Consider the following 23,604-nt stretch of genomic DNA (forward strand, 5'->3'; position numbering starts at 1 on the left):
CTTCCCTGATCGGATACCGCGAGGAGATAGCAGTTTGCCGCCCAATGTACACGCCGTTATGCGGGAAATACCAACAAAGCTTGAGCGAAACTCATTGGAAGTGAACAATGTGTTACTTCGTATTTCCATTTGAGATTTATTCATGACTGGCTCCTCTCGTTTTCTGGCGTGGCTCGTGCTGCCGATGATCGCGTTCTGCAGCTTCAATGCGCTGGCCGAAACCGCGGAGGGTGCGCCCAAGGCCTTGCATTTGCTCGATTACATTGCCGCCGATTACCCGACGGCGGTCGAGGGAGGCAAGGTTATTGATGAGGCTGAGTATCTCGAACAGCAGACATTCCTGGGGGAGCTGCAAGGGTTGATCGCCGATTTGCCGGCCAAACCCCAGCGTGCCGAACTGGAGCAGGGCGTCAACGGTCTGCGCACCGCGATCGCCGCTCGCAAGGCCGGCGCGGACGTCACCCGTCAGGCGCGGCAACTGGGGGCAAAACTGGCGGTGACCTATGAAGTCAGCCAGGCTCCGGTCATTACCCCGGACCCGACCCGCGGCGCGCCGCTGTATGCCCAGCAATGCTCGGTGTGCCATGGCGATACGGGCATCGGTGACGGCCCGGCAGGTGTCGGCATGACGCCACCGCCGACCAATCTGCGCGATGCCGCGCGACTGGACCGTCTGAGCCTCTACGCGCTTTACAACACGCTGGGTATGGGCGTCGAAGGTACTGACATGCCGGCCTTCGCCGATCAGCTGGATGATCGTCAGCGTTGGGACCTGGCGACCTACATCGCCGGCTTCAGCGCCGATCCGGCCGCGGCAAAATCCGAAAAAACCTATAACATCGCCGACCTGGCGCGTCAGACGCCAGCCGAAGTGCAGGCCGTCGAAGGTCCGCAAGCGGCCGCGACCTTCCGCGCGCAACGAGCGCAACCGCCGCAGGTCAAGCGTGGCCCGGGGCAATTGCTTGAATACACGGCGGCCACGCTGGACAAGAGTATCGCCGCCTATCGCGCTGGCGAGCACGATCAGGCCTACGACCTGTCGGTGGCGGCGTACCTGGAAGGCTTCGAACTGGTTGAAAGCTCTCTGGACAACGTCGACGCCAACGTACGCAAAGACACTGAAAAGTCCCTGATGGCTTACCGTCAGTCGTTGCAGGACGGCTTGCCAGTGGCCCAGGTCGAGCAACGTCTGGAAGTGGCCAAGGCCAAGCTGAAAGAATCCGCTGGCCTGCTCGGTAGCGACGGCTTGAGCTGGTCGCTGAGCTACATTTCCGGTCTGTTGATTCTGTTGCGAGAAGGTCTGGAAGCCATTCTGGTGCTCGCGGCGGTCCTCGCGTTCCTGCGCAATACCGGCCAGCAATCGGCGGTGCGCAGCGTCAACATCGGTTGGGGCCTGGCGCTGTTGGCCGGGCTGGCGACCTGGGCGGTGGCGGCGTATGTGATTGACGTCAGCGGGGCCCAGCGTGAGCTGCTGGAAGGGGCCACTGCGCTGTTTGCCAGTGTCATGGTGCTCTGGCTCGGTGTATGGATGCACGACCGTCGCCACGCAGCGGCCTGGCAGGATTACATCAAGAGCAGCCTGGTGAGCGGCGGTGGGCGTTTCGGGTTTGCGATCCTGGCGTTCTTCTCGGTGTATCGCGAACTGTTCGAAGTGATCCTGTTTTACGAAACCTTGTGGTTGCAGGCGGGGCCTGCGGGGCATAACGCCGTAATGGCTGGCGGCGCGACGGCGCTGGTTATGCTGGTCGGTCTGGCCTGGGTGATTCTGCGCGGCTCGGCAAAGCTGCCGCTGGCACTGTTCTTCGGCATCAATGCCGGATTGCTGTGCGCGTTGTCGGTGGTGTTTGCCGGCCATGGCGTGAAGGCGTTGCAGGAAGCCGGGGTCTTCGGCACGCGGCCGGTACCGTTCTTTGACTTCGACTGGTTGGGGATCCACGCTGACGCGTATTCGCTGAGTGCCCAGGCTGTGGCGATCATTGCGATCATCGTGCTGTACAGTCGCAGCCGGATGGCCGAGAAGCGGCAGTTGCCGGCTTCTTAAAAGCATTCGCTGCGCTCATATTCGCGGGCAAGCCCGCTCCCACAGGTTCAGCGCTAACCTTATGGGAGCGGGCTTGCCCGCGATGCTTTTCAATAGAGGAAATCCAATGCGCGTATGGATCGATGCCGACGCCTGCCCTCGGGCAGCCAAGGATCTAGTGGTGAAGTTCGCCCTCAAGCGCCAGTTCGAAGTGGTACTGGTGGCCGGTCAGCCGCAGATCAAGCCGGGCCTTGCGCTGGTGAAACTGATCGTGGTGCCCAGCGGCCCGGATGCCGCCGACGATTACCTGGTGGAACACGCGGTGCCGGGGGAGTTGGTGATTTGCAGCGATGTGCCGCTGGCGGATCGGCTGGTGAAGAACGGCGTTGCGGCGCTGGATCCGCGGGGTAAGGAGTTCGATGCGCAGAACATGGGCGATCGACTCGCGGTGCGTAACCTGTTCACCGACTTGCGCGAGCAGGGGCAGATGAGCGGCGGCCCGGCGCCGTTCGGCGAGCGCGAGAAACAGGCGTTCGCCAATGCGCTGGACCGGATATTGACCCGGTTGTCGCGTAAAGCTTGAGCAAGACGGTAATGATCGTTCCCACGCGGAGTGGGAACAATCACGAGTGTTACTCGTCGTTTTCGTGGGTCAGTTCCAGTACGCGGTCGACCAATTTGTTGATGCCGGAAGCGGCTTCGCTGATCGATTGCGCGAGCATGTACGCCGGCGTGCTCACCAGCTTGCGCGCCTTGTCTTCGACAATGTCGGTCACTGCGCACTCGGCGTGGGTGGCGCCCATCTTGTTCATCGCGGCGGCGGTATCGGCATCGTTGCCGATGGTGCAGGTCACGCCCGGGCCGTAGATTTTTGCCGCCAGGGCCGGCGAGATGCAGATCAGCCCCACCGGTTTGCCAGCCTCGGCGAACGCTTCGGTCAAGGCGAGGACGTCAGGTTGAACGCTGCAGCCGGCACCTTCGACGGCAAAGTTCGACAGGTTCTTGGCCGCCCCGAAACCGCCGGGAACGATCAGCGCGTCGAAGTCTTCGACGTCCGCTTCACGGATATCCTTGATGTTGCCCCGGGCGATACGCGCCGATTCCACCAGCACGTTGCGCGATTCGGGCATTTCTTCGCCAGTCAGGTGGTTGATCACATGCAACTGCGCGATGTTGGGGGCGAAGCACTGCACCTGGGCACCGCGCTGGTCCAGCCGCAGCAGGGTGATCACGCTTTCGTGGATCTCGGCGCCGTCGTACACGCCACAGCCGGAAAGGATCACTGCAATTTTTTTGCTCATGGGCTTTTCTCCAGATTCATGGCGTTAAATGTCCACTAATTTGTCACTCGTTGCCATAGGGTTAATTCGCGGCTACACCTAATCTCTGCTGAACGATTCCGATCAGGTCGCGTCATGAACTTCATTCTGTATGCGGTGCCGTTTTTCTTTGTGCTGATTGCGGTCGAGTTGTTGGCCGACCGTTGGCGCGGGGTGAGCAATTACCGCGTGGCAGACGCGATCAACAGCCTCAGCACCGGCGTATTGTCGACTACCACGGGCCTGTTGACCAAAGGTGTCGGCCTGGTCACTTATGCCTTCGCCCTGGAACATCTGGCCTTGATCGAGCTGTCGGCCGACAGTGTCTGGGTCTGGGTGTTTGCATTCGTCTTCTACGACTTCTGCTACTACTGGCTGCACCGGATGGGCCATGAGCGCAACATCCTCTGGGCCGCGCATTCGGTGCATCACCAGAGCGAGGACTACAACCTCTCCACGGCCCTGCGCCAGACCAGCACCGGGTTTCTGTTGAGCTGGATTTTCTACCTGCCCCTGGCCGTGCTCGGCGTGCCGCTGCTGGTGTTCGTCAGCGTTGCGGCGTTGAACCTGCTGTACCAGTTCTGGGTGCATACCCGGCATATTCCCAAGCTTGGCTGGTTCGAGTGGTTCTTCGTCACGCCGTCCAATCATCGGGCTCACCATGCACAGAACGCTCGCTACATGGATCGCAACTACGGCGGGGTGTTCATTATTTGGGACCGTCTGTTCGGCTCGTTCCAGGAAGAGGACGATAACGAGCCGGTGATATTCGGCGTGACCACGCCGCTGGCGAGCTGGAATCCGTTGTGGGCGAACGTGCAGTTTTACGCGCAGTTGTGGGATGACGCCCGGCGCGCCGAGCGCTGGTGGGACAAGCTGCGGATCTGGTTCATGCGCACCGGTTGGCGGCCGGCGGACGTGGCGGCCAAATACCCGATGAACAAGCCGGACCTGGCTCAGTTCCGCAAATTCGAGGTGCCGCTGGAGGGACGTCAGCAGTGGTATGTGGCGCTGCAGTTCTGCGTCTACATCGCCTTGGGCAGTTACTTGATGAATTTGGAGCAGAGCCTGCCGACCGCAGCCCTGGTATTGGGTTGGGGCGCCGTGGCGTTGGGGTTGTTCGTGTTGGGCGCAGCCCTGGAGAATCGCCCGCAGGCGTTGAAGCTGGAGCTGTTGCGGCTGGTGTCGAACCTGCCGCTGGTGTGGCTGGCACCGATGGTCGGGCTATGGTCGGGCAGCGCGGTGGGCTGGGTGGTGCTGCTCAGTTACAGCCTGCTCAGCGGCATCGGTCTCTACTGCTGTAGAAACCGCGTCACTCGATGGGCGTCGTAGGTTCGTTGGACTTGGCCTGTTCGGCTTTCAGTGCCTGCTCATCGGCGTAGATCTTTTTCGCCAAGCGGGCATTCTTGAAGCGTCGCCGCAGCCACAGGACAAAGCCCAGGACCAGCAGGGCGCCCAGCACCCACAGCTCGTACTTCTTGACACTGCCCAGCATACCTTCGAGCACCGCGCCGAAGTGATACGCAGCCGCTGCCAGCGCCGCAGCCCAGATGGCCGCGCCAATCCCGTTGAGCAGCAGATAGCGTCCCGGCGGATAGCCCGACAGACCGATCGCCACCGGCATCACGGTGCGCAAACCATAGACAAAACGGAAGCTCAGCACCCAGATGTCCGGGTGCTTGCGGATATGTTCCAGTGCCCGATCGCCCATCAATTGCCAGCGCGGTTTGCGCGCCAGCAATTTGCGCCCGTGCTTGCGCCCCAGGAAGTACCACAGCTGATCGCCGGCATAACTGCCGAAGAACGCCACGACCACCACCAGGTTGATGTCCATGTACCCACGGAACGCGAGGAAGCCTGCGAGTACCAGAATGGTTTCGCCTTCGAAAAACGTGCCGAGGAACAGGGCAAAGTAGCCGAAGTCATGTAGGAATTGTTGGAGCATTGTCTGGGTGCTGGCGAAATGAACGCGCAGCCTAACCCTTCGTGCACATTCATGAAAGTGTCCAAATGTGTCTCGACGTGAACATTTCCTACAAGGACAATGGAATGCGGCTACCTGTCACAGGGGTGCACACAACTGTCATACGTTGGTCATAATGGCCGCTTATAACTGTCACGCTCGCCCGCCAGCGCGGGCTCAGGAGTCTGCCGTGAGCTTTACCCCCGCCAACCGTTTGTTTCCTGCAACCCGCCTGCGTCGCAACCGTCGTGATGATTTTTCGCGTCGTCTGGTCCGTGAAAACGTACTGACCGTCGATGACCTGATCCTGCCGGTATTCGTGCTGGACGGTGAAAACCGTCGCGAAGCAGTGGCATCGATGCCGGGCGTCGAACGCCTGACCATCGATCTGTTGCTGGAAGAGGCTGCCAAATGGGTCGAGCTGGGAATTCCGGCGCTGGCACTGTTCCCGGTGACGCCACCGGAACTCAAGTCACTGGATGCCGCCGAAGCCTGGAACCCCAACGGCATCGCCCAGCGCGCTACCCGCGCTCTGCGTGCGCAGTTCCCGGAGCTGGGTGTGATCACCGACGTCGCCCTGGACCCGTTCACCACTCATGGGCAAGACGGCATCCTCGACGAAGAAGGCTACGTGCAGAACGACATTACCGTCGACGCACTGGTTAAGCAGGCTTTGTCCCACGCCGAAGCCGGCGCTCAAGTGGTGGCTCCGTCAGACATGATGGACGGCCGCATTCAGGCGATCCGCGAAGCGCTGGAGCTGGCGGGGCACGTTAATGTGCGGATCATGGCCTACTCGGCCAAGTACGCCAGTGCCTACTACGGCCCGTTCCGCGATGCGGTGGGTTCGGCGTTGAACCTGGGCAAGGCCAACAAGGCCTCCTATCAGATGGACCCGGCCAACAGCAACGAAGCCCTGCACGAAGTGGCGGCCGACTTGTCAGAAGGCGCAGACATGGTCATGGTCAAGCCAGGCATGCCGTATCTGGATATTCTTTATCGGGTCAAGGAAGCGTTCAAAGTGCCGACCTTTGTGTATCAGGTCAGCGGCGAATACGCCATGCACATGGCGGCGATCCAGAATGGCTGGTTGAGCGAAGGGGTTATCCTCGAATCCCTGACCGCTTTTAAACGTGCAGGCGCAGATGGCATCCTGACTTACTTTGCCGTCCGTGCTGCTCAATTGTTACGAGAGCAAAAATAGCCCTCCCAGGAACATTCGATGAATACCGAAGGACTCACTGAAGTTGCCGTAAAAGACGCTCAACCTGTGGTGGAGCAAATCGCTGAAACTCCGCCGGAGCTGGAGCCCGCTCCACCTGCGGTGGTGGCCGAGCCCGTTGTGGCGGCGCCAGCGATTGCCATTCCCGGTCTGGATGACAGCAGCCTGTACATCCATCGCGAGCTCTCGCAACTGCAGTTCAACATCCGCGTGCTGGAACAGGCGCTGGATGAGTCCTACCCATTGCTGGAGCGGCTGAAGTTTCTGCTGATCTTCTCCAGCAACCTGGACGAGTTCTTCGAGATTCGTGTGGCCGGCCTGAAGAAGCAGATCACCTTCGCCCGTGAACAGGCTGGCGCCGATGGCCTGCAACCGCATCAGGCCCTGGCTCGCATCAGCGAATTGGTGCACGGTCACGTCGACCGCCAATACGCGATTCTCAACGACATTCTGTTACCGGAACTGGAAAAACATCAGGTCCGCTTCATCCGTCGTCGTTACTGGACTACCAAGCTCAAGACTTGGGTCCGCCGTTATTTCCGCGACGAGATCGCGCCGATCATCACCCCGATCGGCCTCGACCCGACGCACCCGTTCCCGTTGCTGGTGAACAAGAGCCTGAACTTCATCGTCGAGCTCGAAGGCATCGACGCCTTCGGTCGCGATTCCGGCCTGGCGATCATCCCGGCGCCGCGTCTGCTGCCGCGGATCATCAAGGTGCCGGAAGAAGTCGGCGGCCCGGGTGACAACTATGTATTCCTGTCGTCGATGATCCACGCGCACGCCGACGACCTGTTCCAGGGCATGAAGGTCAAGGGCTGCTACCAGTTCCGCCTGACCCGGAACGCCGACCTCGCGGTCGATACCGAAGACGTGGAAGACCTGGCCCGCGCCCTGCGCGGCGAGTTGTTCTCCCGTCGCTATGGTGATGCGGTGCGGCTGGAAGTGGCCGACACCTGCCCGAAACACCTGTCCGATTACCTGCTCAAGCAGTTCAACCTGCAGGAGACCGAGCTGTATCAGGTCAATGGTCCGGTCAACCTGACCCGGCTGTTCAGCATCACCGGCCTGGACAGTCATCCGGAGCTGCAATACACGCCGTTCACCCCGCAGATCCCGAAACTGCTGCAGAACAGCGAGAACATTTTCAGCGTGATCAGCAAGCAGGACATCTTGCTTCTGCACCCGTTCGAGTCCTTCACCCCGGTGGTCGACTTGCTGCGTCAGGCGGCCAAGGATCCACACGTGTTGGCGGTTCGCCAGACGTTGTATCGCAGCGGCGCCAACTCGGAGATCGTCGATGCGCTGGTGGATGCGGCGCGTAACGGCAAGGAAGTGACGGCGGTGATCGAATTGCGCGCGCGGTTCGATGAAGAATCCAACCTGCAGCTGGCCAGCCGTCTGCAGGCGGCCGGCGCCGTGGTGATTTACGGCGTGGTCGGCTTCAAGACCCACGCCAAGATGATGCTGATTCTGCGTCGCGAAGCCGGCGAGATTGTTCGCTACGCTCACTTGGGTACCGGCAACTACCACGCGGCCAACGCCCGTCTGTACACCGACTACAGCCTGCTGACCTCCGACGATGCCTTGTGCGAAGACGTCGGCAAACTGTTCAGCCAGTTGATCGGCATGGGTAAAACCCTGCGCATGAAAAAACTGCTGCACGCGCCGTTCACGTTGAAGAAGGGCATGCTCGACATGATTGCCCGGGAGACGCAATTCGCCCTCGACGGCAAACCGGCGCACATCATCGCCAAGTTCAACTCGCTGACCGATCCAAAGGTCATCCGCGCGTTGTACAAGGCCAGCCAGTCCGGGGTACGCATCGATCTGGTGGTGCGCGGCATGTGCTGCCTGCGACCGGGCATCGCCGGGGTATCGCACAACATCCACGTACGTTCGATCATCGGTCGTTTCCTGGAACACACCCGGGTCTTCTACTTCCTCAATGGCGGTGAAGAGCAGATGTTCCTGTCCAGTGCCGACTGGATGGAACGCAACCTCGACAAGCGCGTCGAGACTTGCTTCCCGGTCGAGGGCAAGAAGCTGATTTTGCGGGTCAAGAAAGAGCTGGAGCTTTATCTTACCGACAACACCCACAGCTGGAGCCTGCAGTCGGACGGTCGCTACGTCCGTAATACACCGACCGGCAACCAGAACCCGCGCAGCGCCCAGGCCACCTTGCTGGAGCGTTTGGGCAGCCCGATTCTGGCGGTGCGTTAACGCAAACCTTGAGCGATAAGAAATGGCGATCCATGTGGATCGCCATTTTCATTTCCACCACCGTCCCTTGTAGGAGCTGGCTTGCCAGCGAATGGCTTTCAAGTCATGCATCCATTTCAAGGACGCCTTCGCCAGCAAGCCGGCTCCTACAGGACCGTGTTCGGCGACCATTTTCGGTTTTTTAGCGAACGTTCAGCACGAAGCTGACGCGGGTCAGCCATTCGGCTTCCAGGGCGAAGTCGGCCTGGGTCAACTGGTTGTCATCCAGCCAATGTTCCGGGAATAACACATCCAGGCTGTCGCCGTTGGCGTGCAGCACGACCTGTGGCATTTCCTGGGTGCCACGGATGTGGTGGAACAGAATCGCGAAGCGCAGCAGCACGCACAGGCGAATCAGCTTGATGCCGTCGTCGCCAAAATCGGCAAACCTGTCCTTGGGAATATTGCGACGGTGGCCACGCACCAGTAGCGCGAGCATCAGTTGGTCTTCGCGGGAGAATCCGGCCAGGTCCGAGTGCTCGATCAGATAGGCGCCGTGTTTGTGGTACTGATAGTGCGCGATGTCCAGGCCCACTTCGTGGACCTTGGCCGCCCAGCTCAGCAGTTCGCGCCAGACACCGTCGTCCAGGTCCCAGTCCGCGGCCACTTGATCGAAGGCATGCAGCGCCTTGCGTTCGACCCGCGCGGCTTGCTCCAGGTCGACGTGGTAGCGCTCCATCAGCGAGCTGAGCGTGCGCTCACGGACATCTTCGTGATGATGACGGCCCAGCAGGTCATAGAGCACGCCTTCGCGCAGGGCGCCTTCACAGTGGTCCATGCGTTGCAGTTCGAGGGCATCGAAGATCGCTTCGAGAATCGCCAGCCCGGCGGGAAAGATCGCCCGGCGGTCGGGCTTGATGCCTTCGAAGTCGATTTTCTCGACATCACCGAGCTTGATCAGCTTGCGCTTGAGCCAGGCCAAGCCTTCGGCGTTCACCTCGCCAGTGCCATGTCCGCCGGCCTTCAGTGCCAGGCCAATGGCGCGAATGGTGCCCGAGGAGCCGATGGCTTCATCCCAGGTCAGGCGGTGCAGGGCGTGTTCGATGCTCATGATCTCCAGCCGCGCCGCGGTGTACGCCTGGGCGTAGCGGGCCGGGGTGATCTTGCCGTCCTTGAAATAGCGTTGGGTGTAGCTGACGCAACCCATTTGCAGGCTTTCGCGCAACAATGGCTCGAATCTCTGCCCGATGATGAATTCGGTACTGCCGCCGCCGATGTCGGCCACCAGGCGTTTGCCCGGGGTGTCGGCGAGGGTGTGGGAGACGCCGAGGTAAATCAGGCGCGCTTCTTCACGGCCGGAGATGACTTCTACCGGATGGCCGAGGATTTCTTCAGCCCGATGGATGAACTCTCCGCGGTTACGGGCTTCGCGCAGGGCGTTGGTGCCGACGATCCGCACGGTGCCGGGCGGCATACCGCTGATCAGTTGGGCGAAGCGCTTCAGGCAATCGAGCCCGCGTTGCATTGATTCTTCGCTGAGTTGACGCTCTTCGTCGATGCCGGCGGCCAGCTGAACCTTCTCCCCGAGACGCTCGAGAATCCGGATTTCGCCGTTCTGGGCCTTGGCCACGACCATGTGAAAGCTGTTGGAGCCCAGGTCGATTGCGGCGATCAGGGACAGATTCTTGACTTGGGATAGCGGCATGGTCAGGGGGTCTCGGTCGATAACCTCGACATCCTGCCACGATCAAACGCTCGCGCCAACGCGCAGAGTTGAAAGCCTTGATCCAACCCTGTGGCGAGGGGGCTTGCCCCCGTTCGGCTGCGCAGCAGTCGTAAAACCTGCATGCGCGGTCTATTTGGAGTTGATGTGAAAGGTTTTGGGGCTACTTCGTAGCCCAACGGGGGCAAGCCCCCTCGCCACAGGGGTGTCAGCCCGCCGCCTCCACGGTCCCAATGAAGTTCGCCAGCTCCGCCGTCTGCGGATTGGCAAACAACACCTTCGGATCTCCCACCTCATGCACCTTGCCCTGGTGCATGAACACCAATTTGTCGCCCACCTCCCGGGCAAAACGCATCTCATGGGTGACCATGATCAATGTCATACCTTCCCTGGCCAGTTGCCGGACCACGCTCAACACTTCATTGACCAGTTCCGGGTCCAAGGCCGAGGTGATTTCGTCGCACAGCAAGACTTTCGGCGACATGGCCAGCGCCCGGGCGATCGCCACCCGCTGTTGCTGGCCGCCAGAGAGTCGATCCGGGAAGGCGTCGAATTTCTCGCCCAGCCCGACCCGTTCCAGCATCTGTCGCGCCAGCTCGGTGGCTTTGGCTTTCGGCACTTTCTGCACCACTTGTGGCGCAAGCATGACGTTTTCGCCGACGGTCAGGTGCGGGAACAGGTTGAACTGCTGGAACACCATCCCGACTTTCTGCCGCAGGCTGCGCAGGTCGGCGCGGGCGGCGTCGAGGTATTCGCCGTCGACTTCGATCACGCCGTCATTGATCGATTCCAGACCATTGAGGGTGCGCAGCAAGGTGGACTTGCCCGAGCCGCTGCGACCGATGATCGCCACCACCTGGCCTTCCTCGATACTCAGATCGATGCCTTTGAGTACATGGTGGTCGCCGTAATATTTATGCAGGGCGGAAATTCTAAGCAGAGGCATGCAGTCTCCTTTCCAGGTAGCGCGCACTGAGGGACAAGGGGTAGCAGAGCAGGAAGTAACCGAGGGCGACGAGGCCGTAGACCATGAAGGGTTCGAAGGTCGCGTTGGCGAGCATGCCGCCGGTCTTGGTCAGTTCGGTGAAGCCGATGATCGAGGTGACGGCGGTGCCCTTGACCACTTGCACCGAGAAGCCCACGGTCGGCGCCACGGCGATGCGCAGTGCTTGTGGCAGGATCACGTAACGCAATTGCTCCAGCGGGTTGAGCGCCAGGCTCGATGAGGCTTCCCACTGGCCATTGGGGATCGAGTCGACGCAACCGCGCCAGATCTCCGCCAGGTAGGCGCTGGTGAACAGTGTCAAGGCAATCGCCGCCGCCATCCACGGTGAAATTTCCACACCGGCCAAGGCCACACCGAAGAACACCAGAAACAGCTGCATCAACAGCGGCGTGCCCTGGAACAATTCGATGTAGGTGCGGGCGAAGTGGCTGGGCAGGGATTTCTTAGAAATCCGCATCACCATGATCAGCAAACCGATCAGCCCGCCACCGATAAACGCCACCAGCGACAATGCCAGCGTCCATTGCAGGCCCGTGAGCAGGTTGCGCAGGATGTCCCAGAAGGTGAAATCGCTCATTGGCTGCTCCTTGCACTGCTTTTGGACAGGTAGCGGCGGCCGATCCAGTTCAGCAATTGGCGGATCAGCAGCGCCATGCACAGGTAGAGCAGCGTGGTCAGGGCGTAGGTTTCAAAGGCGCGAAAGTTGCGCGACTGAATGAAGTTGGCGGCGAAACTCAGCTCTTCGGTGGCGATCTGCGAACAGACCGCCGAGCCGAGCATGACGATGATGATCTGGCTGCTCAGGGCCGGCCAGACCTTGCCCAGTGCCGGCAGCAGAACCACGTGGCGGAAGGCTTCGAAACGCGACATTGCCAGGGCGGCTGCGGCTTCCAGTTGCCCGCGGGGGATCGCTTGAATGCCGGCGCGGATGATCTCGGTCGAATAGGCGCCCAGGTTGATCACCATCGCCAGCACCGCCGCCTGCCATTCGGAAATCTGCAGGCCCAGCGACGGCAAACCGAAGAAGATGAAAAACAACTGCACCAGAAAGGGTGTGTTGCGGATCAATTCGACGTAGACCCCGAAAATGCCGGCGAACGGGCGGATGTTCCACGCCCGCACCAGTGCGCCGATGATGCCCAGAGCGACCCCGAACACTGCGCCAACGGCCGTCAGCTCAAGGGTGAACAACGCACCGCGCAGCAGCAGGTCGGTGTTTTCCACCACCGGCAAGAAATCGAACTGATAAGCCATAAGTCGTCTCCCGAGCGAACGATCAGAGATCGGCCGGCAGCGGTTCTTTCAACCAGGTTTGCGAGTTCTTTTCCAGCGCACCGTCAGCCTTGGCGGTGGTGAGGATCTGATTGACCTTGTCCAGCAACGCCGGCTCGTTCTTGTTCACACCGACGTACACCGGCGAGTCCTTGAGCTTCACTTTCAGGGCCGGTACGCGTTTCGGGCTTTTCTCGCTGATGGCCACCATCACCACGTTGCCGCTGGCGATCAGGTCGACCTGGCCCGCGAGGTAGGCGGCGATGGTCGAGTTGTTGTCTTCGAAGCGTTTGATGGTCACGCCTTCCGGGGCGACTTTGGTCAGCTCAATGTCTTCGATGGCGCCACGGGTGACGCTGATGGTTTTGCCCTTGAGATCGTCCAAACCCTTGATGGCGGCGTCTGGCGGACCGAACACGGCGAGGTAGAACGGCGCGTAGGCACGGGAGAAATCGATGACTTTCTCGCGTTCAGGGTTCTTGCCGAGGCTGGAAATCACCAGGTCGACCTTGCCGGTGGTCAGGAACGGGATGCGGTTGGTGCTGTTGACCGGGGTCAGTTCGAGTTTGACCTTGAGTTGGTCGGCCAGCAGTTTGGCGGTGTCGATGTCGAGGCCGCGCGGTTTCATGTCCGGGCCGACCGAACCGAACGGCGGGAAGTCCTGGGGCACGGCGACTTTGAGGGTGCCGCGTTTGACCACATCCTCCAGACCGTCGGCGTGGGCAGGTGCCTGGCTCAGCATCAGGCTGGCAAACAGGGCGGCGAGGAGGGCGCTGTAACGCTGGGTCATGGCAAATCTCCGGATCGGCGGGAAGTGATTTCTGCGGATCGACAGAGCACGGGCCATGCCAAGATTCGGTTTCAGGGGTTGCAGGCCACGGTTTTGCTGGTGTTTCTCGGTCTTACTGGTCTGAACAGTTGGATGGCATTTCGCACCTTGATGGCGCAATCGTGAAAACTCCCGAACCCCCATGGGGCACGACTTGCCGGACGTCGCGAATAGCTTTACAACTAGCCGCTCATTGGCCTGGTTCGTCTGAAGAAACCATGAACTCGATCTCCCGCGCAGTACCTGAAGTGGCGCTGCAAGCCATCCGCAAACTGATCACCGAGCAAGGTTTCGGGCCGGGTGATGCCTTGCCCTCGCAACGGGACCTGGCGGTGCAATTGGGGGTCAGCCGGGCGTCGTTGCGCGAGGCGTTGTCGTCCCTGAGTGCGCTGGGCGTGATCAGCATCCAGCCTGGCAAGGGCGTGTTCGTGCAGTCACCGGTCGATCTGCCCCGGGGCGAGGCGGTGCCGGGCTGGCCATTCGCGGCCCAGGCATCGCCGCTGGACATCTTCCAGTTGCGCTATGCGCTGGAGGGTTTTGCCTCGGGTTTGGCGGCCGTGACCCTGAGCACCGAGGATCTCGATGCCCTGGAAGACAACGTCGCCGCCATGCGTAACGAACTGCGTGCCGCCAACTTCGATGCAGCGGCGCGACTGGACTTCGAGTTTCACCGGCGCATCCTCCTGGCCAGCGGCAATCAGGCGATGCTGAGCATCCTGACAGCCAGCGCCGACATCTTTCTGGAGAGCCAGAAGCTACCGTTCATCCGGGCCGAACGGGCCATGGAAACCTGGCAGGAACACCGTAAAATCCTCCGTGCACTGGCGCGCCGATCGTCCGGCGCCGCACAGAAGGCTATGCAGGAGCATGTGCGCAACGCCGCCCTGCGCACCGGGATTGCCTTCGTCGCTCCCGCCACCTCGTGACTTGAGCTATACCCAAATTCATGGGCCACCATAGCGAGACTCAATCATCTGCGGCTTCCTGAATGGGGGAAGGGCAGCTATGATGGGCCACGTTTTTTTGCTTACAACCTGGAGACTTCCATGAGCAGCGATCTTATCAAACACGTTAGCGACGCTAGCTTCGAGGCCGACGTACTCAAGGCCGAAGGCGCTGTACTGGTCGACTACTGGGCTGAGTGGTGCGGCCCTTGCAAAATGATCGCTCCTGTCCTGGACGAAATTGCCGAGACCTACAAAGGCAAGCTGACCGTTGCCAAACTGAACATCGACGAGAACCAGGAAACCCCGGCCAAGCATGGCGTGCGTGGTATCCCGACGCTGATGCTGTTCAAGAACGGCAACGTCGAAGCCACCAAGGTCGGTGCGCTTTCGAAGTCGCAATTGGCCGCTTTCCTCGACGCCAACATCTAAGCGTTGTTATAAAGCGTCATGAAAAGGCCCCGCATTATGCGGGGCCTTTTCGTTATTGAGGGCTAGACGCTCCGAAACTCAGGTGGTACATTCGGCCCCGCACTGGTTTCTCCACTGCCCCCTGCTAGCCGTCGCCGACGCACTCCTTTTCGAATAAGTACGCGATCCTGTCGCCTTCTCTGCGGCGCGGCCTCATTAAGCCAAAAGCTTAATTTCCCCCCTCCATAAATGATTACGTCATTCCTATATGAATCTGACTGAACTCAAGCAAAAGCCGATTACCGAACTGCTCGAATTGGCCGAACAGATGGGCATAGAAAATATGGCCCGTTCGCGCAAGCAGGACGTGATTTTCTCCCTGCTCAAAAAGCACGCTAAAAGCGGCGAGGAAATCTCCGGTGATGGCGTGCTGGAGATTCTCCAGGACGGCTTCGGCTTCCTGCGCTCCGCTGACGCTTCCTATCTCGCCGGCCCGGACGATATCTACGTCTCGCCGAGCCAGATCCGTCGCTTCAACTTGCGCACCGGTGACACCATCGTTGGCAAGATCCGTCCTCCGAAGGAAGGCGAGCGGTATTTCGCGCTGCTCAAGGTCGACACGATCAACTACGATCGTCCCGAGAACGCGAAAAACAAGATTCTCTTCGAGAACCTGACCCCGCTGTTCCCGACCGTGCGCATGAAGATGGAAGCCGGTAACGGTTCCACCGAAGACTTGACCGGTCGTGTCATCGACCTGTGCGCCCCGATCGGCAAAGGCCAGCGCGGCCTGATCGTTGCTCCGCCGAAAGCCGGTAAAACGATCATGCTGCAGAACATCGCGGCAAACATCGCGCGTAACAATCCTGAAGTTCACCTGATCGTGCTGTTGATCGACGAGCGTCCGGAAGAAGTGACCGAAATGCAGCGCACCGTGCGCGGCGAAGTGGTTGCCTCGACGTTCGACGAGCCGCCAACCCGCCACGTGCAGGTTGCTGAAATGGTGATCGAGAAGGCCAAGCGTCTGGTCGAGCACAAGAAGGACGTGGTGATTCTGCTCGACTCCATCACCCGTCTGGCGCGTGCCTACAACACCGTGATCCCGAGCTCCGGCAAGGTGCTGACCGGTGGTGTCGATGCCCACGCCCTGGAGAAACCGAAACGTTTCTTCGGTGCTGCACGGAACATCGAAGAAGGCGGCTCGTTGACCATTATCGCTACCGCGCTGGTTGAAACCGGTTCGAAGATGGACGAAGTGATCTACGAAGAATTCAAAGGCACCGGCAACATGGAACTGCCTCTGGATCGCAAGATCGCCGAAAAGCGTGTGTTCCCGGCCATCAACATCAACCGCTCCGGTACTCGCCGCGAAGAGTTGCTGACAGCCGACGACGAACTGCAGCGTATGTGGATCCTGCGCAAACTGCTGCACCCGATGGATGAAGTCTCTGCCATCGAGTTCCTGGTCGACAAGCTGAAACAGACCAAGACCAACGACGAGTTCTTCCTGTCGATGAAGCGCAAGTAAATCGAACAGGCCAAAAAGCCGGGGAAACCCGGCTTTTTGCTATCTGATTTTTGATCAACGGCAGTTCGTGGTTCTGAACTGAGGGGTTCGGCGCTAAACTGCCACCCCCGAACGCCACGGCCAAAACGAGGCTCACGCATGCAGTATCGCGACTTGCGCGACTTTATCAGCGGCCTGGAACAGCGCGGCGAACTCAAGCGCATCCAGGTTCCGGTGTCCCCAGTGCTCGAAATGACCGAGGTCTGCGACCGCACATTGCGCGCCAAAGGCCCGGCCCTGCTTTTCGAAAAGCCCACGGGTTATGACATCCCTGTGCTCGGCAATCTGTTCGGTACGCCTGAGCGCGTGGCGCTGGGCATGGGCGCAGAGGCGGTGAGCGAGTTGCGCGAAATCGGCAAGTTGCTGGCGTTCCTCAAGGAACCCGAGCCGCCGAAAGGTTTGAAGGACGCCTGGTCCAAGCTGCCGATCTTTCGCAAGATCATCTCGATGGCGCCGAAAGTCGTCAAAGACGCGGTGTGCCAGGAAGTGGTCATCGAAGGCGACGATGTCGACCTCGCGATGTTGCCGGTGCAGACCTGCTGGCCAGGCGATGTCGGCCCGCTGATCACCTGGGGCCTGACTGTCACCAAAGGTCCGAACAAGGATCGCCAGAACCTCGGCATTTACCGTCAACAGGTGATCGGTCGCAACAAGGTGATCATGCGCTGGTTGAGCCACCGTGGCGGCGCGCTGGATTACCGCGAATGGTGCGAAAAACACCCCGGCCAGCCGTTCCCGGTGTCCGTGGCGCTGGGCGCCGACCCGGCCACCATTCTTGGCGCCGTGACGCCGGTGCCGGACAGCCTCTCCGAATACGCTTTCGCCGGTCTGCTGCGGGGCAATCGCACCGAACTGGTGAAATGCCGCGGCAACGACCTGCAAGTACCGGCCACTGCCGAAATCGTCCTCGAAGGCGTGATCCATCCGGGCGAAATGGCCGATGAAGGTCCGTACGGCGACCACACCGGCTACTACAACGAAGTCGACAGCTTCCCGGTGTTCACCGTCGAGCGCATCACCCATCGGATCAAGCCGATCTACCACAGCACCTACACCGGCCGTCCGCCGGATGAGCCGGCGATTCTCGGTGTGGCGCTGAACGAAGTGTTCGTACCGATCCTGCAGAAGCAATTCCCGGAGATCACTGACTTCTACTTGCCGCCCGAAGGCTGCTCGTACCGCATGGCCATCGTGACCATGAAGAAGTCGTATCCCGGCCACGCCAAGCGGGTAATGCTCGGTGTCTGGTCGTTTTTGCGACAGTTCATGTACACCAAGTTCGTTATCGTCACCGACGACGATATCAACGCACGGGACTGGAACGACGTGATCTGGGCCATTACCACGCGCATGGACCCCAAGCGCGACACGGTGATGATCGATAACACGCCGATCGACTACCTGGACTTCGCCTCGCCGGTCTCCGGCCTGGGTTCGAAGATGGGGCTCGATGCCACGCATAAATGGCCAGGCGAAACCACCCGTGAGTGGGGCCGGGTCATCGTCAAGGATGAAGCCGTTACCCAACGGATCGATGCCATCTGGAATCAGTTAGGAATAGATTGATGCGTGTAACCTTGCAGCCCTCCGGAGCAGTGCTTGAGATTCTGCCCGGCGAGCGGATTCTTGATGGCGCGCGGCGCCTGGGCTATGAATGCCCGCAAAGCTGTCGTAACGGCAATTGCCATGTGTGCGGCGCATTGCTGGTGGAAGGGCGGGTCGAACAGGCTGGCGATGTGCGCGACCATGGCGAGTTCTACACTTGCATTGCAGAGCCGCTGGAAGACTGCATCGTGTTGTGGGATGGCGTGCTCGCGCTGGGAGAACTGCCGGTGCGCAGCGTGTCGTGTCAGGTCATTGAATGCAGGGACGTCGGTGGCGATACCTGGCGCGTGCGTCTGCGTGCGCCAGCGGGCAAGCCGCCGCGCTATCACGCCGGCCAGTACCTGATGATCGAGCGTGAGAGTGGCGAGAAATCCGCTTTTTCCCTGGCCTCTGCACCGCATTCCGGCCGCGACCTCGAAATTCATGTGCTGGCGCGCGAAAGCAGCGCGCTGAGCCTGATCGAACAGCTCCAGCGCAACCCGATGGTGCGGATCGAGATGCCGTTCGGCGACACCCATCTGGCGGAACTGCCGAACGGTCCTCTCGTACTGATTGCTGCCGGTACCGGCATGGGCCAGATTCACAGCCTGATCGAACATTGCCGCGCCACGGGCTTCAAGCATCCGGTGCACCTGTATTGGGGCGTACGTCGTCCCGAAGACTTTTATGAGATCGAACATTGGGATGAATGGCTGAAGCTGCCCAATCTGTTCCTGCATAAAGTCGTCAGCGATCAATGCGGCTGGCAGGGGCGTTGCGGCATGTTGCATGAGGCGGTGTGTGAAGATTTCCCTGATCTGAAAGCACTGCACGTCTATGCCAGCGGCTCTCCAGCCATGGTCTATGGCACGCTCGATGCTTTGGTCGAAGCGGGGATGGATGCCCATCAAATGCGTGCCGATGTATTTGCTTACGCCCCGCGATCGTAGGTGCGTGAACCGTTCTAGAAGCGCACCCCGGTTGTCACCATGGCGGCATTGAAGCCGAGCAACACCAGCTCGGCTGCCAATGGTCCGTAGTGTGCCCCGACTGAAGGAATGATCACCGGCGCGACCCCGAAGTGATTCAGAGGGATCTTGTCCTGAGACTTGCCGCTGTAACCTTGCAACAGACCACCGGTAAGTTTTATGTACACGGGATAGTCAGCGCTCTCGTAGCGTTTGCCCGCATACGCATAATATGAACGCTGGCTGAACGAGTTGCGAAAAGTTGCGCCACCAAACAACCAACCGGACGCTTGCTCGCGCTCAAGACCGATAAGGTCCTGATTGTTATTGTGGTCGGAGTCGGGGGAGAAGTGTCTGGTATAGACGCTGGCCTGCAAATACCAGGAGCCGGTGTCTTTCGCAGAGGTGTCCTCGGCCAGCGAGTGCTGCGCCGTGAGCATTAGAAGTAACCCGTAAATCCATGGTGTTTTCATTGTTCAGGCCTTTGAGGCAGTTTGGTTTGCGTCTTTGGGTGGCCGTTATACGCGACGTAAAGCTGCAATGGGTAGGCGGTAAATCCGAAGGGTTTGTAGGCATTTTCTCCTAGGTGAGCTTTATCCTAGACGCGCCGAATGCTTATGTATATTTCGTTCTGGTATTTAAGAATTCTCTTAAATGATATTAGGGTATATCGCCAAGCCCTCCAGCTTCAGTATTGGATTTTTTATAGGGGGCGCAAGGTCATAGGACGCTTAGTACTTTTCGTTTTAGTATTACTGCTATATGTTCTATGAAGTGAAAGTTGTTTATATTTTGTAATAATTGCTGGGCCAAAATTTTATTGCCATGAGCGCCATTGAATCTGCTTTTTTGAATCTGGCTTACCCTCCGCGGCTCGATCTGGGGCCGCAGCTTACACACGAACAATTGCTCTGCTCGATGCAGTCGACCATGGCGCGCCACAAGGGTGGGCCGGTCTGGTTATTCGCGTATGGTTCGCTGATCTGGCGGCCTGAATGTGCGGCGGTTGAGCGGGTGCGCGGCCGGGTGCATGGCTACCATCGCGGTTTGTACCTGTGGTCCCACGAGCATCGCGGCACGCCGGAAGTGCCGGGGCTGGTATTTGGCCTGGATCGCGGTGGTTCGTGCAGCGGGTTCGCCTATCGTTTGCCCGAAGAGCAACTCGAGGCTTCACTTTATGCACTCTGGCAGCGCGAGATGCCATTCCCTTCCTATCGTCCACACTGGCTCAACTGCCGTCTTGAAAACGGAAACCAGGTTCAGGCATTGGGATTTGTATTGGAGCGGCACCTGCCCAGCTATGCCGGCAACTTGCCGGATCACGTGCTGAGCCAAGTATTCGAGAACGCTTGCGGGCGCTATGGCACTACTCGCGAGTATGTCGAGCAGACCGCCCACGCCCTGCGTAGCCACGCCATGCCAGACCGGAATCTGGAGGCGCGGCTCAAGCGCTGTAAATCAAAGGCAGATCAGGCGAGCGCTTCGCGGCCCTGACTGGCGACGTTTTTGTGGCCCAGGGTGGGTGCCAGGAACGCCATCGCCAGCAGGCAGGCAACGACCAACAGAATGAAGCCGCCATTCCAGCCGAAATAGTCCACGGTGTAGCCCATCATGGCACTGGCCGCGACGGAACCACCCAAGTAACCGAACAGGCCGGTAAAGCCTGCGGCCGTACCCGCGGCCTTCTTCGGCACCAGTTCCAGCGCCTGCAGGCCGACCAGCATCACCGGGCCGTAGATCAGGAAGCCGATGGCGAACAGCGAGATCATGTCGATCATCGGATTGCCCGGTGGATTCAGCCAATACACGATTGTCGCAACGGTCACCAACGCCATGAACACCATGCCGGTCAGGCCACGGTTGCCACGGAAGATCTTGTCCGACATCCAGCCGCACAGCAGCGTGCCGGGAATGCCCGCCCACTCGTACAGGAAGTAAGCCCACGAGGTCTTGTCGAAGTCGAAGTGCTTGACCTCTTTGAGGTAGGTCGGCGCCCAGTCCAGAATGCCGTAGCGCAGCAGGTAGACGAAAACGTTAGCCAGTGCGATGAACCAGAGCATTTTGTTGCGCAGCACGTATTTGACGAAGATGTCCTTGGCGCTGAATTCCTCTTCGTGACTGGCGTCGTAGCCTTCCGGGTAATCGTTTTTGTACTTCTCAATCGGCGGCAGGCCCGTCGACTGCGGAGTATCGCGCATCACGATGAAGGCAAACACGGCGACCAACAGCGCCACGGCAGCCGGTACGTAGAACTTGCTGTGCCAGTCGTTGAACCAGCCCATGCCGAGAATCGCCAGCGGGCCGATCAAGCCACCGCCAACGTTATGCGCGGTGTTCCAGACCGAAACCACGCCGCCACGCTCTTTCTGTGACCACCAATGCACCATGGTTCGCCCGCTCGGCGGCCAGCCCATGCCTTGCGCCCAGCCGTTGATGAACAGCAGGATGAACATCATGGTCACGCTGGAGGTGGCCCAAGGTGCGAAACCGAAAACGAACATCACCGCGGCGGACACCACCAGGCCAAAGGGCAGGAAGTAACGCGGGTTGGAGCGGTCGGACACGATGCCCATCAGAAACTTGGACAGGCCGTAGGCGATTGCAATCGCCGACATCGCCACACCCAGTTGGCCTTTTGTATAGCCTTGGGCGATCAGGTCCGGGAACGCCAGGGTGAAGTTCTTGCGCAGCAGGTAGTAACCGGCATAGCCAATGAAAATCCCGGCGAAGATCTGCCAGCGAAGGCGTCGGTAGGTGCTGTCTATTTTTTCTTCAGGCAATGGAGCCTGATGTGCGGCAGGACGAAAGAAAGCAAACATTCAAGAGCTCCAGATTTCTTGTTTTGACTGCGGATGCGAATGTTACAGTTTCGTTACCGAAAATAGCACCGGTTCGCATCGGCAAAACAGCGGAAATGTTGGAGATTGCATGTTCCTTTATGAACATGTCGCTCAGGTATAAATGAGAGTCGGTACGGGGATGACGGAGCCAGGTCGCAGGCTGCGACCTGGCTTGAAAACGATCAACGAACCTGCACGACCACCTTTCCGACCGCCTTGCGCTGGCCAAGATCGTTGATCGCCTGCGCCGCATTGCTCAGTGGATACACCTGTGACACCAGCGGTTTCAACTTGCCTTCGGCGAACCAGTGAAACAACTGCTGGAAGTTCGCCGCGTTGTCCTGTGGTTGGCGCTGGGCAAACGAGCCCCAGAACACGCCGACCACTGCAGCACCTTTGAGCAGTGCCAGGTTCACTGGCAGTTCGGGGATGCGTCCACTGGCGAAACCGACCACCAGAAGACGACCGTTCCAGGCGATGGCGCGGATGGCCTGGTCGAACAGGTCGCCACCCACCGGGTCGTAGATCACGTCGGCGCCCTGGCCGTCGGTCAGGCGTTTGATTTCGTCCTTGAGGCTGGTTTCGCTGTAGTTGATCAGCTCATCGGCGCCGGCGGCTTTGGCCACCGCGAGTTTTTCCGCACTGCTCGCGGCGGCGATCACCCGGGCGCCCATGGCTTTGCCGATTTCCACGGCGGCGAGGCCGACGCCGCCGGACGCGCCGAGCACCAGCAAGGTTTCGCCGGGTTGCAGGTTGCCTCGTTGCTTGAGGGCGTGCATCGAAGTGCCGTAGGTCATGCTGAAAGCGGCGGCAGTATTGAAGTCCATCGATGGCGGGATCGGCAGCACGTTGTAGCCTGGCACCGCGACCTGCTCGGCGAAACTGCCCCAGCCAGTCAGGGCCATGACCCGGTCACCGACCTTGAGGTGGCTGACCTTTTCCCCCACCGCGCTGACCACGCCAGCTGCTTCGCCACCCGGTGAAAACGGGAAGGGCGGTTTGAACTGGTATTTGCCCTCGATGATCAGCGTGTCCGGGAAATTCACCCCGGCCGCGTGCACGTCCAGCAGGATTTCGTTCTTCTTCGCAACAGGACTGGCGACGTCTTCCAGCACCAGCGATTCGGCAGGGCCGAAGGCTTTGCACAGCACGGCTTTCATCAGGGCTATTCCTTTGGGAGTGATGGCCGATAAGTGTAGGTGTGTGAGTTAACGGGTCAACGAGCATGCCCGACCCTGATAGTCAGCCATAAGCTTGTGCTTGAGCGGCGGGTCGTTATGCTAGGCCGCAAACTGGATAAGGAGCGAATTGTGAAAGCGTGGATCATGTTGATGCTGGCCCTGTCTCTGCCTGTGGCGGCGATGGCCGAAGAAGCCAAAGAAGGTGAAGCCCCGAAGGTCAACTACATCACCCTGAGCCCGCCGTTCGTGGGCAACTATGGGTTGGATGGCACGCCGAAGCTCAAGGTTTACAAGGCCGATGTGGCGCTACGGGTGACTGGTGACGAGGCGACCAAGGCGGTGAAGGCCAATGAGCCGTTGATCCGCAATCAGCTGGTGGCGTTGTTTACCCAGCAGACCACTGAAACCATGAACAACGTCGAAGCCAAGGAAAAGCTGCGTCAGGAAGCCTTGAAGCAGACCCAGCAAGTGATGAACGACGAAACCGGCAAGCCGGTGGTTGAGGATCTGTTGTTCAACAACCTCATTATCCAGTAAGGCTTTTGTTGTCTGG

Annotated in this window: 22 protein-coding genes; 12 read left to right on the plus strand and 10 right to left on the minus strand. The window is 59.8% G+C overall.

Annotation, left to right across the window (positions count from 1 at the left end; all coding sequences use genetic code 11):
- Positions 1 to 142 precede the first annotated feature (142 nt).
- Both AC1DQM_RS10420 and AC1DQM_RS10425 read left to right on the plus strand, forming a co-directional pair.
- Positions 143 to 2,041, plus strand: a complete 1,899-nt coding sequence (locus AC1DQM_RS10420) for an FTR1 family protein (protein ID WP_477746133.1) — start codon at positions 143 to 145, stop codon at positions 2,039 to 2,041.
- A gap of 106 nt (positions 2,042 to 2,147) precedes the next feature.
- Positions 2,148 to 2,603, plus strand: a complete 456-nt coding sequence (locus AC1DQM_RS10425) for a YaiI/YqxD family protein (protein ID WP_064621049.1) — start codon at positions 2,148 to 2,150, stop codon at positions 2,601 to 2,603.
- 49 nt (positions 2,604 to 2,652) lie between these two features.
- Here AC1DQM_RS10425 and elbB read toward each other — a convergent pair whose 3' ends face one another.
- Complete coding sequence (elbB, locus tag AC1DQM_RS10430; protein WP_064621048.1) at positions 2,653 to 3,321, minus strand: isoprenoid biosynthesis glyoxalase ElbB; 669 nt, start codon at positions 3,319 to 3,321, stop codon at positions 2,653 to 2,655.
- Positions 3,322 to 3,435: 114 nt separating this feature from the next.
- Between elbB and AC1DQM_RS10435 the strand changes: the two genes are divergently transcribed.
- Complete coding sequence (locus tag AC1DQM_RS10435) at positions 3,436 to 4,671, plus strand: sterol desaturase family protein (protein ID WP_477746134.1); 1,236 nt, start codon at positions 3,436 to 3,438, stop codon at positions 4,669 to 4,671.
- Here AC1DQM_RS10435 and AC1DQM_RS10440 read toward each other — a convergent pair.
- A complete protein-coding gene (locus AC1DQM_RS10440; RefSeq protein WP_064621046.1) occupies positions 4,652 to 5,284 on the minus strand; it encodes a DedA family protein in 633 nt (210 codons plus the stop codon). The genes AC1DQM_RS10435 and AC1DQM_RS10440 overlap by 20 nt on opposite strands.
- A gap of 208 nt (positions 5,285 to 5,492) precedes the next feature.
- Between AC1DQM_RS10440 and hemB the strand changes: the two genes are divergently transcribed.
- Both hemB and ppk1 read left to right on the plus strand, forming a co-directional pair.
- Positions 5,493 to 6,506: a porphobilinogen synthase gene (gene hemB / locus AC1DQM_RS10445; RefSeq protein ID WP_019580521.1), complete on the plus strand. Its 1,014-nt coding sequence runs from the start codon at positions 5,493 to 5,495 to the stop codon at positions 6,504 to 6,506.
- An 18-nt stretch (positions 6,507 to 6,524) separates the two neighbouring features.
- Positions 6,525 to 8,747, plus strand: a complete 2,223-nt coding sequence (gene ppk1 / locus AC1DQM_RS10450; protein ID WP_018927564.1) for a polyphosphate kinase 1 — start codon at positions 6,525 to 6,527, stop codon at positions 8,745 to 8,747.
- A 181-nt stretch (positions 8,748 to 8,928) separates the two neighbouring features.
- Here the strand turns inward: ppk1 and ppx are convergent, their stop codons facing one another.
- The 5 genes from ppx to AC1DQM_RS10475 form a co-directional block, all read right to left on the minus strand.
- Positions 8,929 to 10,431: an exopolyphosphatase gene (ppx, locus tag AC1DQM_RS10455; RefSeq protein ID WP_258612826.1), complete on the minus strand. Its 1,503-nt coding sequence runs from the start codon at positions 10,429 to 10,431 to the stop codon at positions 8,929 to 8,931.
- 226 nt (positions 10,432 to 10,657) lie between these two features.
- Positions 10,658 to 11,395: an amino acid ABC transporter ATP-binding protein gene (locus tag AC1DQM_RS10460; protein WP_018927566.1), complete on the minus strand. Its 738-nt coding sequence runs from the start codon at positions 11,393 to 11,395 to the stop codon at positions 10,658 to 10,660.
- Positions 11,382 to 12,032 (minus strand): amino acid ABC transporter permease, encoded by a 651-nt coding sequence (locus AC1DQM_RS10465; RefSeq protein ID WP_007899375.1) that lies wholly within the window; start codon positions 12,030 to 12,032, stop codon positions 11,382 to 11,384. The genes AC1DQM_RS10460 and AC1DQM_RS10465 overlap by 14 nt, the downstream gene beginning before the upstream one ends.
- Complete coding sequence (locus tag AC1DQM_RS10470) at positions 12,029 to 12,709, minus strand: amino acid ABC transporter permease (protein ID WP_019580523.1); 681 nt, start codon at positions 12,707 to 12,709, stop codon at positions 12,029 to 12,031. Before AC1DQM_RS10470 ends, AC1DQM_RS10465 begins: the two co-directional genes overlap by 4 nt.
- A 22-nt stretch (positions 12,710 to 12,731) precedes the next feature.
- Positions 12,732 to 13,517: a transporter substrate-binding domain-containing protein gene (locus AC1DQM_RS10475; protein ID WP_028939126.1), complete on the minus strand. Its 786-nt coding sequence runs from the start codon at positions 13,515 to 13,517 to the stop codon at positions 12,732 to 12,734.
- A gap of 257 nt (positions 13,518 to 13,774) precedes the next feature.
- On the opposite strand from AC1DQM_RS10475, the gene AC1DQM_RS10480 reads away from it, so the two are divergent.
- The 5 genes from AC1DQM_RS10480 to AC1DQM_RS10500 all read left to right on the plus strand — a co-directional run bounded on the left by AC1DQM_RS10480 (position 13,775) and on the right by AC1DQM_RS10500 (position 19,012).
- Positions 13,775 to 14,482, plus strand: a complete 708-nt coding sequence (locus AC1DQM_RS10480; RefSeq protein WP_018927569.1) for a FadR/GntR family transcriptional regulator — start codon at positions 13,775 to 13,777, stop codon at positions 14,480 to 14,482.
- A 120-nt stretch (positions 14,483 to 14,602) separates the two neighbouring features.
- Positions 14,603 to 14,932 carry a thioredoxin TrxA gene (gene trxA, locus AC1DQM_RS10485; RefSeq protein WP_003206727.1) on the plus strand — a complete coding sequence of 110 codons (330 nt, stop codon included), beginning with the start codon at positions 14,603 to 14,605 and terminating at the stop codon, positions 14,930 to 14,932.
- 247 nt (positions 14,933 to 15,179) lie between these two features.
- Complete coding sequence (rho, locus tag AC1DQM_RS10490; protein ID WP_007899384.1) at positions 15,180 to 16,439, plus strand: transcription termination factor Rho; 1,260 nt, start codon at positions 15,180 to 15,182, stop codon at positions 16,437 to 16,439.
- 138 nt (positions 16,440 to 16,577) lie between these two features.
- A complete protein-coding gene (ubiD, locus tag AC1DQM_RS10495) occupies positions 16,578 to 18,044 on the plus strand; it encodes a 4-hydroxy-3-polyprenylbenzoate decarboxylase (protein ID WP_477746135.1) in 1,467 nt (488 codons plus the stop codon).
- On the plus strand, positions 18,044 to 19,012 hold the full coding sequence (locus tag AC1DQM_RS10500) for a CDP-6-deoxy-delta-3,4-glucoseen reductase (protein ID WP_018927572.1): 969 nt from the start codon (positions 18,044 to 18,046) through the stop codon (positions 19,010 to 19,012). Before ubiD ends, AC1DQM_RS10500 begins: the two co-directional genes overlap by 1 nt.
- Before the next feature lie 14 nt (positions 19,013 to 19,026).
- On the opposite strand, the gene AC1DQM_RS10505 is transcribed toward AC1DQM_RS10500, so the two are convergent.
- On the minus strand, positions 19,027 to 19,470 hold the full coding sequence (locus AC1DQM_RS10505) for a hypothetical protein (RefSeq protein WP_019580529.1): 444 nt from the start codon (positions 19,468 to 19,470) through the stop codon (positions 19,027 to 19,029).
- A 385-nt stretch (positions 19,471 to 19,855) separates the two neighbouring features.
- Here AC1DQM_RS10505 and AC1DQM_RS10510 point away from each other — a divergent pair, with 385 nt between their 5' ends.
- Entirely contained in the window at positions 19,856 to 20,524 is a 669-nt protein-coding gene (locus AC1DQM_RS10510) for a gamma-glutamylcyclotransferase (RefSeq protein ID WP_477746136.1), read from the plus strand.
- On the opposite strand, the gene glpT is transcribed toward AC1DQM_RS10510, so the two are convergent.
- Positions 20,500 to 21,849 (minus strand): glycerol-3-phosphate transporter, encoded by a 1,350-nt coding sequence (glpT, locus tag AC1DQM_RS10515; protein WP_018927575.1) that lies wholly within the window; start codon positions 21,847 to 21,849, stop codon positions 20,500 to 20,502. The genes AC1DQM_RS10510 and glpT overlap by 25 nt on opposite strands.
- A 203-nt stretch (positions 21,850 to 22,052) precedes the next feature.
- Positions 22,053 to 23,030, minus strand: coding sequence for an NADPH:quinone oxidoreductase family protein (locus tag AC1DQM_RS10520; RefSeq protein WP_018927576.1), 978 nt, complete (start codon positions 23,028 to 23,030; stop codon positions 22,053 to 22,055).
- Between the two features lie 150 nt (positions 23,031 to 23,180).
- Here AC1DQM_RS10520 and AC1DQM_RS10525 point away from each other — a divergent pair, with 150 nt between their 5' ends.
- A complete protein-coding gene (locus AC1DQM_RS10525; protein WP_477746137.1) occupies positions 23,181 to 23,588 on the plus strand; it encodes a flagellar basal body-associated protein FliL in 408 nt (135 codons plus the stop codon).
- Positions 23,589 to 23,604: the final 16 nt, after the last annotated feature.

It is taken from the genome of Pseudomonas sp. 01L34, from assembly GCF_056400265.1.

What these genes read in the sequence shown, in the direction of transcription:
- AC1DQM_RS10420 (WP_477746133.1), top strand. Translation starts at nt 143, where the DNA reads ATGACTGGCTCCTCTCGTTTTCTGGCGTGGCTCGTGCTGCCGATGATC.
- AC1DQM_RS10425 (WP_064621049.1), top strand. Translation starts at nt 2,148, where the DNA reads ATGCGCGTATGGATCGATGCCGACGCCTGCCCTCGGGCAGCCAAGGAT.
- elbB (WP_064621048.1), bottom strand. Translation starts at nt 3,321, where the DNA reads ATGAGCAAAAAAATTGCAGTGATCCTTTCCGGCTGTGGCGTGTACGAC.
- AC1DQM_RS10435 (WP_477746134.1), top strand. Translation starts at nt 3,436, where the DNA reads ATGAACTTCATTCTGTATGCGGTGCCGTTTTTCTTTGTGCTGATTGCG.
- AC1DQM_RS10440 (WP_064621046.1), bottom strand. Translation starts at nt 5,284, where the DNA reads ATGCTCCAACAATTCCTACATGACTTCGGCTACTTTGCCCTGTTCCTC.
- ppk1 (WP_018927564.1), top strand. Translation starts at nt 6,525, where the DNA reads ATGAATACCGAAGGACTCACTGAAGTTGCCGTAAAAGACGCTCAACCT.
- ppx (WP_258612826.1), bottom strand. Translation starts at nt 10,431, where the DNA reads ATGCCGCTATCCCAAGTCAAGAATCTGTCCCTGATCGCCGCAATCGAC.
- AC1DQM_RS10460 (WP_018927566.1), bottom strand. Translation starts at nt 11,395, where the DNA reads ATGCCTCTGCTTAGAATTTCCGCCCTGCATAAATATTACGGCGACCAC.
- AC1DQM_RS10465 (WP_007899375.1), bottom strand. Translation starts at nt 12,032, where the DNA reads ATGAGCGATTTCACCTTCTGGGACATCCTGCGCAACCTGCTCACGGGC.
- AC1DQM_RS10470 (WP_019580523.1), bottom strand. Translation starts at nt 12,709, where the DNA reads ATGGCTTATCAGTTCGATTTCTTGCCGGTGGTGGAAAACACCGACCTG.
- AC1DQM_RS10475 (WP_028939126.1), bottom strand. Translation starts at nt 13,517, where the DNA reads ATGACCCAGCGTTACAGCGCCCTCCTCGCCGCCCTGTTTGCCAGCCTG.
- AC1DQM_RS10480 (WP_018927569.1), top strand. Translation starts at nt 13,775, where the DNA reads ATGAACTCGATCTCCCGCGCAGTACCTGAAGTGGCGCTGCAAGCCATC.
- trxA (WP_003206727.1), top strand. Translation starts at nt 14,603, where the DNA reads ATGAGCAGCGATCTTATCAAACACGTTAGCGACGCTAGCTTCGAGGCC.
- rho (WP_007899384.1), top strand. Translation starts at nt 15,180, where the DNA reads ATGAATCTGACTGAACTCAAGCAAAAGCCGATTACCGAACTGCTCGAA.
- ubiD (WP_477746135.1), top strand. Translation starts at nt 16,578, where the DNA reads ATGCAGTATCGCGACTTGCGCGACTTTATCAGCGGCCTGGAACAGCGC.
- AC1DQM_RS10500 (WP_018927572.1), top strand. Translation starts at nt 18,044, where the DNA reads ATGCGTGTAACCTTGCAGCCCTCCGGAGCAGTGCTTGAGATTCTGCCC.
- AC1DQM_RS10505 (WP_019580529.1), bottom strand. Translation starts at nt 19,470, where the DNA reads ATGCTCACGGCGCAGCACTCGCTGGCCGAGGACACCTCTGCGAAAGAC.
- AC1DQM_RS10510 (WP_477746136.1), top strand. Translation starts at nt 19,856, where the DNA reads ATGAGCGCCATTGAATCTGCTTTTTTGAATCTGGCTTACCCTCCGCGG.
- glpT (WP_018927575.1), bottom strand. Translation starts at nt 21,849, where the DNA reads ATGTTTGCTTTCTTTCGTCCTGCCGCACATCAGGCTCCATTGCCTGAA.
- AC1DQM_RS10520 (WP_018927576.1), bottom strand. Translation starts at nt 23,030, where the DNA reads ATGAAAGCCGTGCTGTGCAAAGCCTTCGGCCCTGCCGAATCGCTGGTG.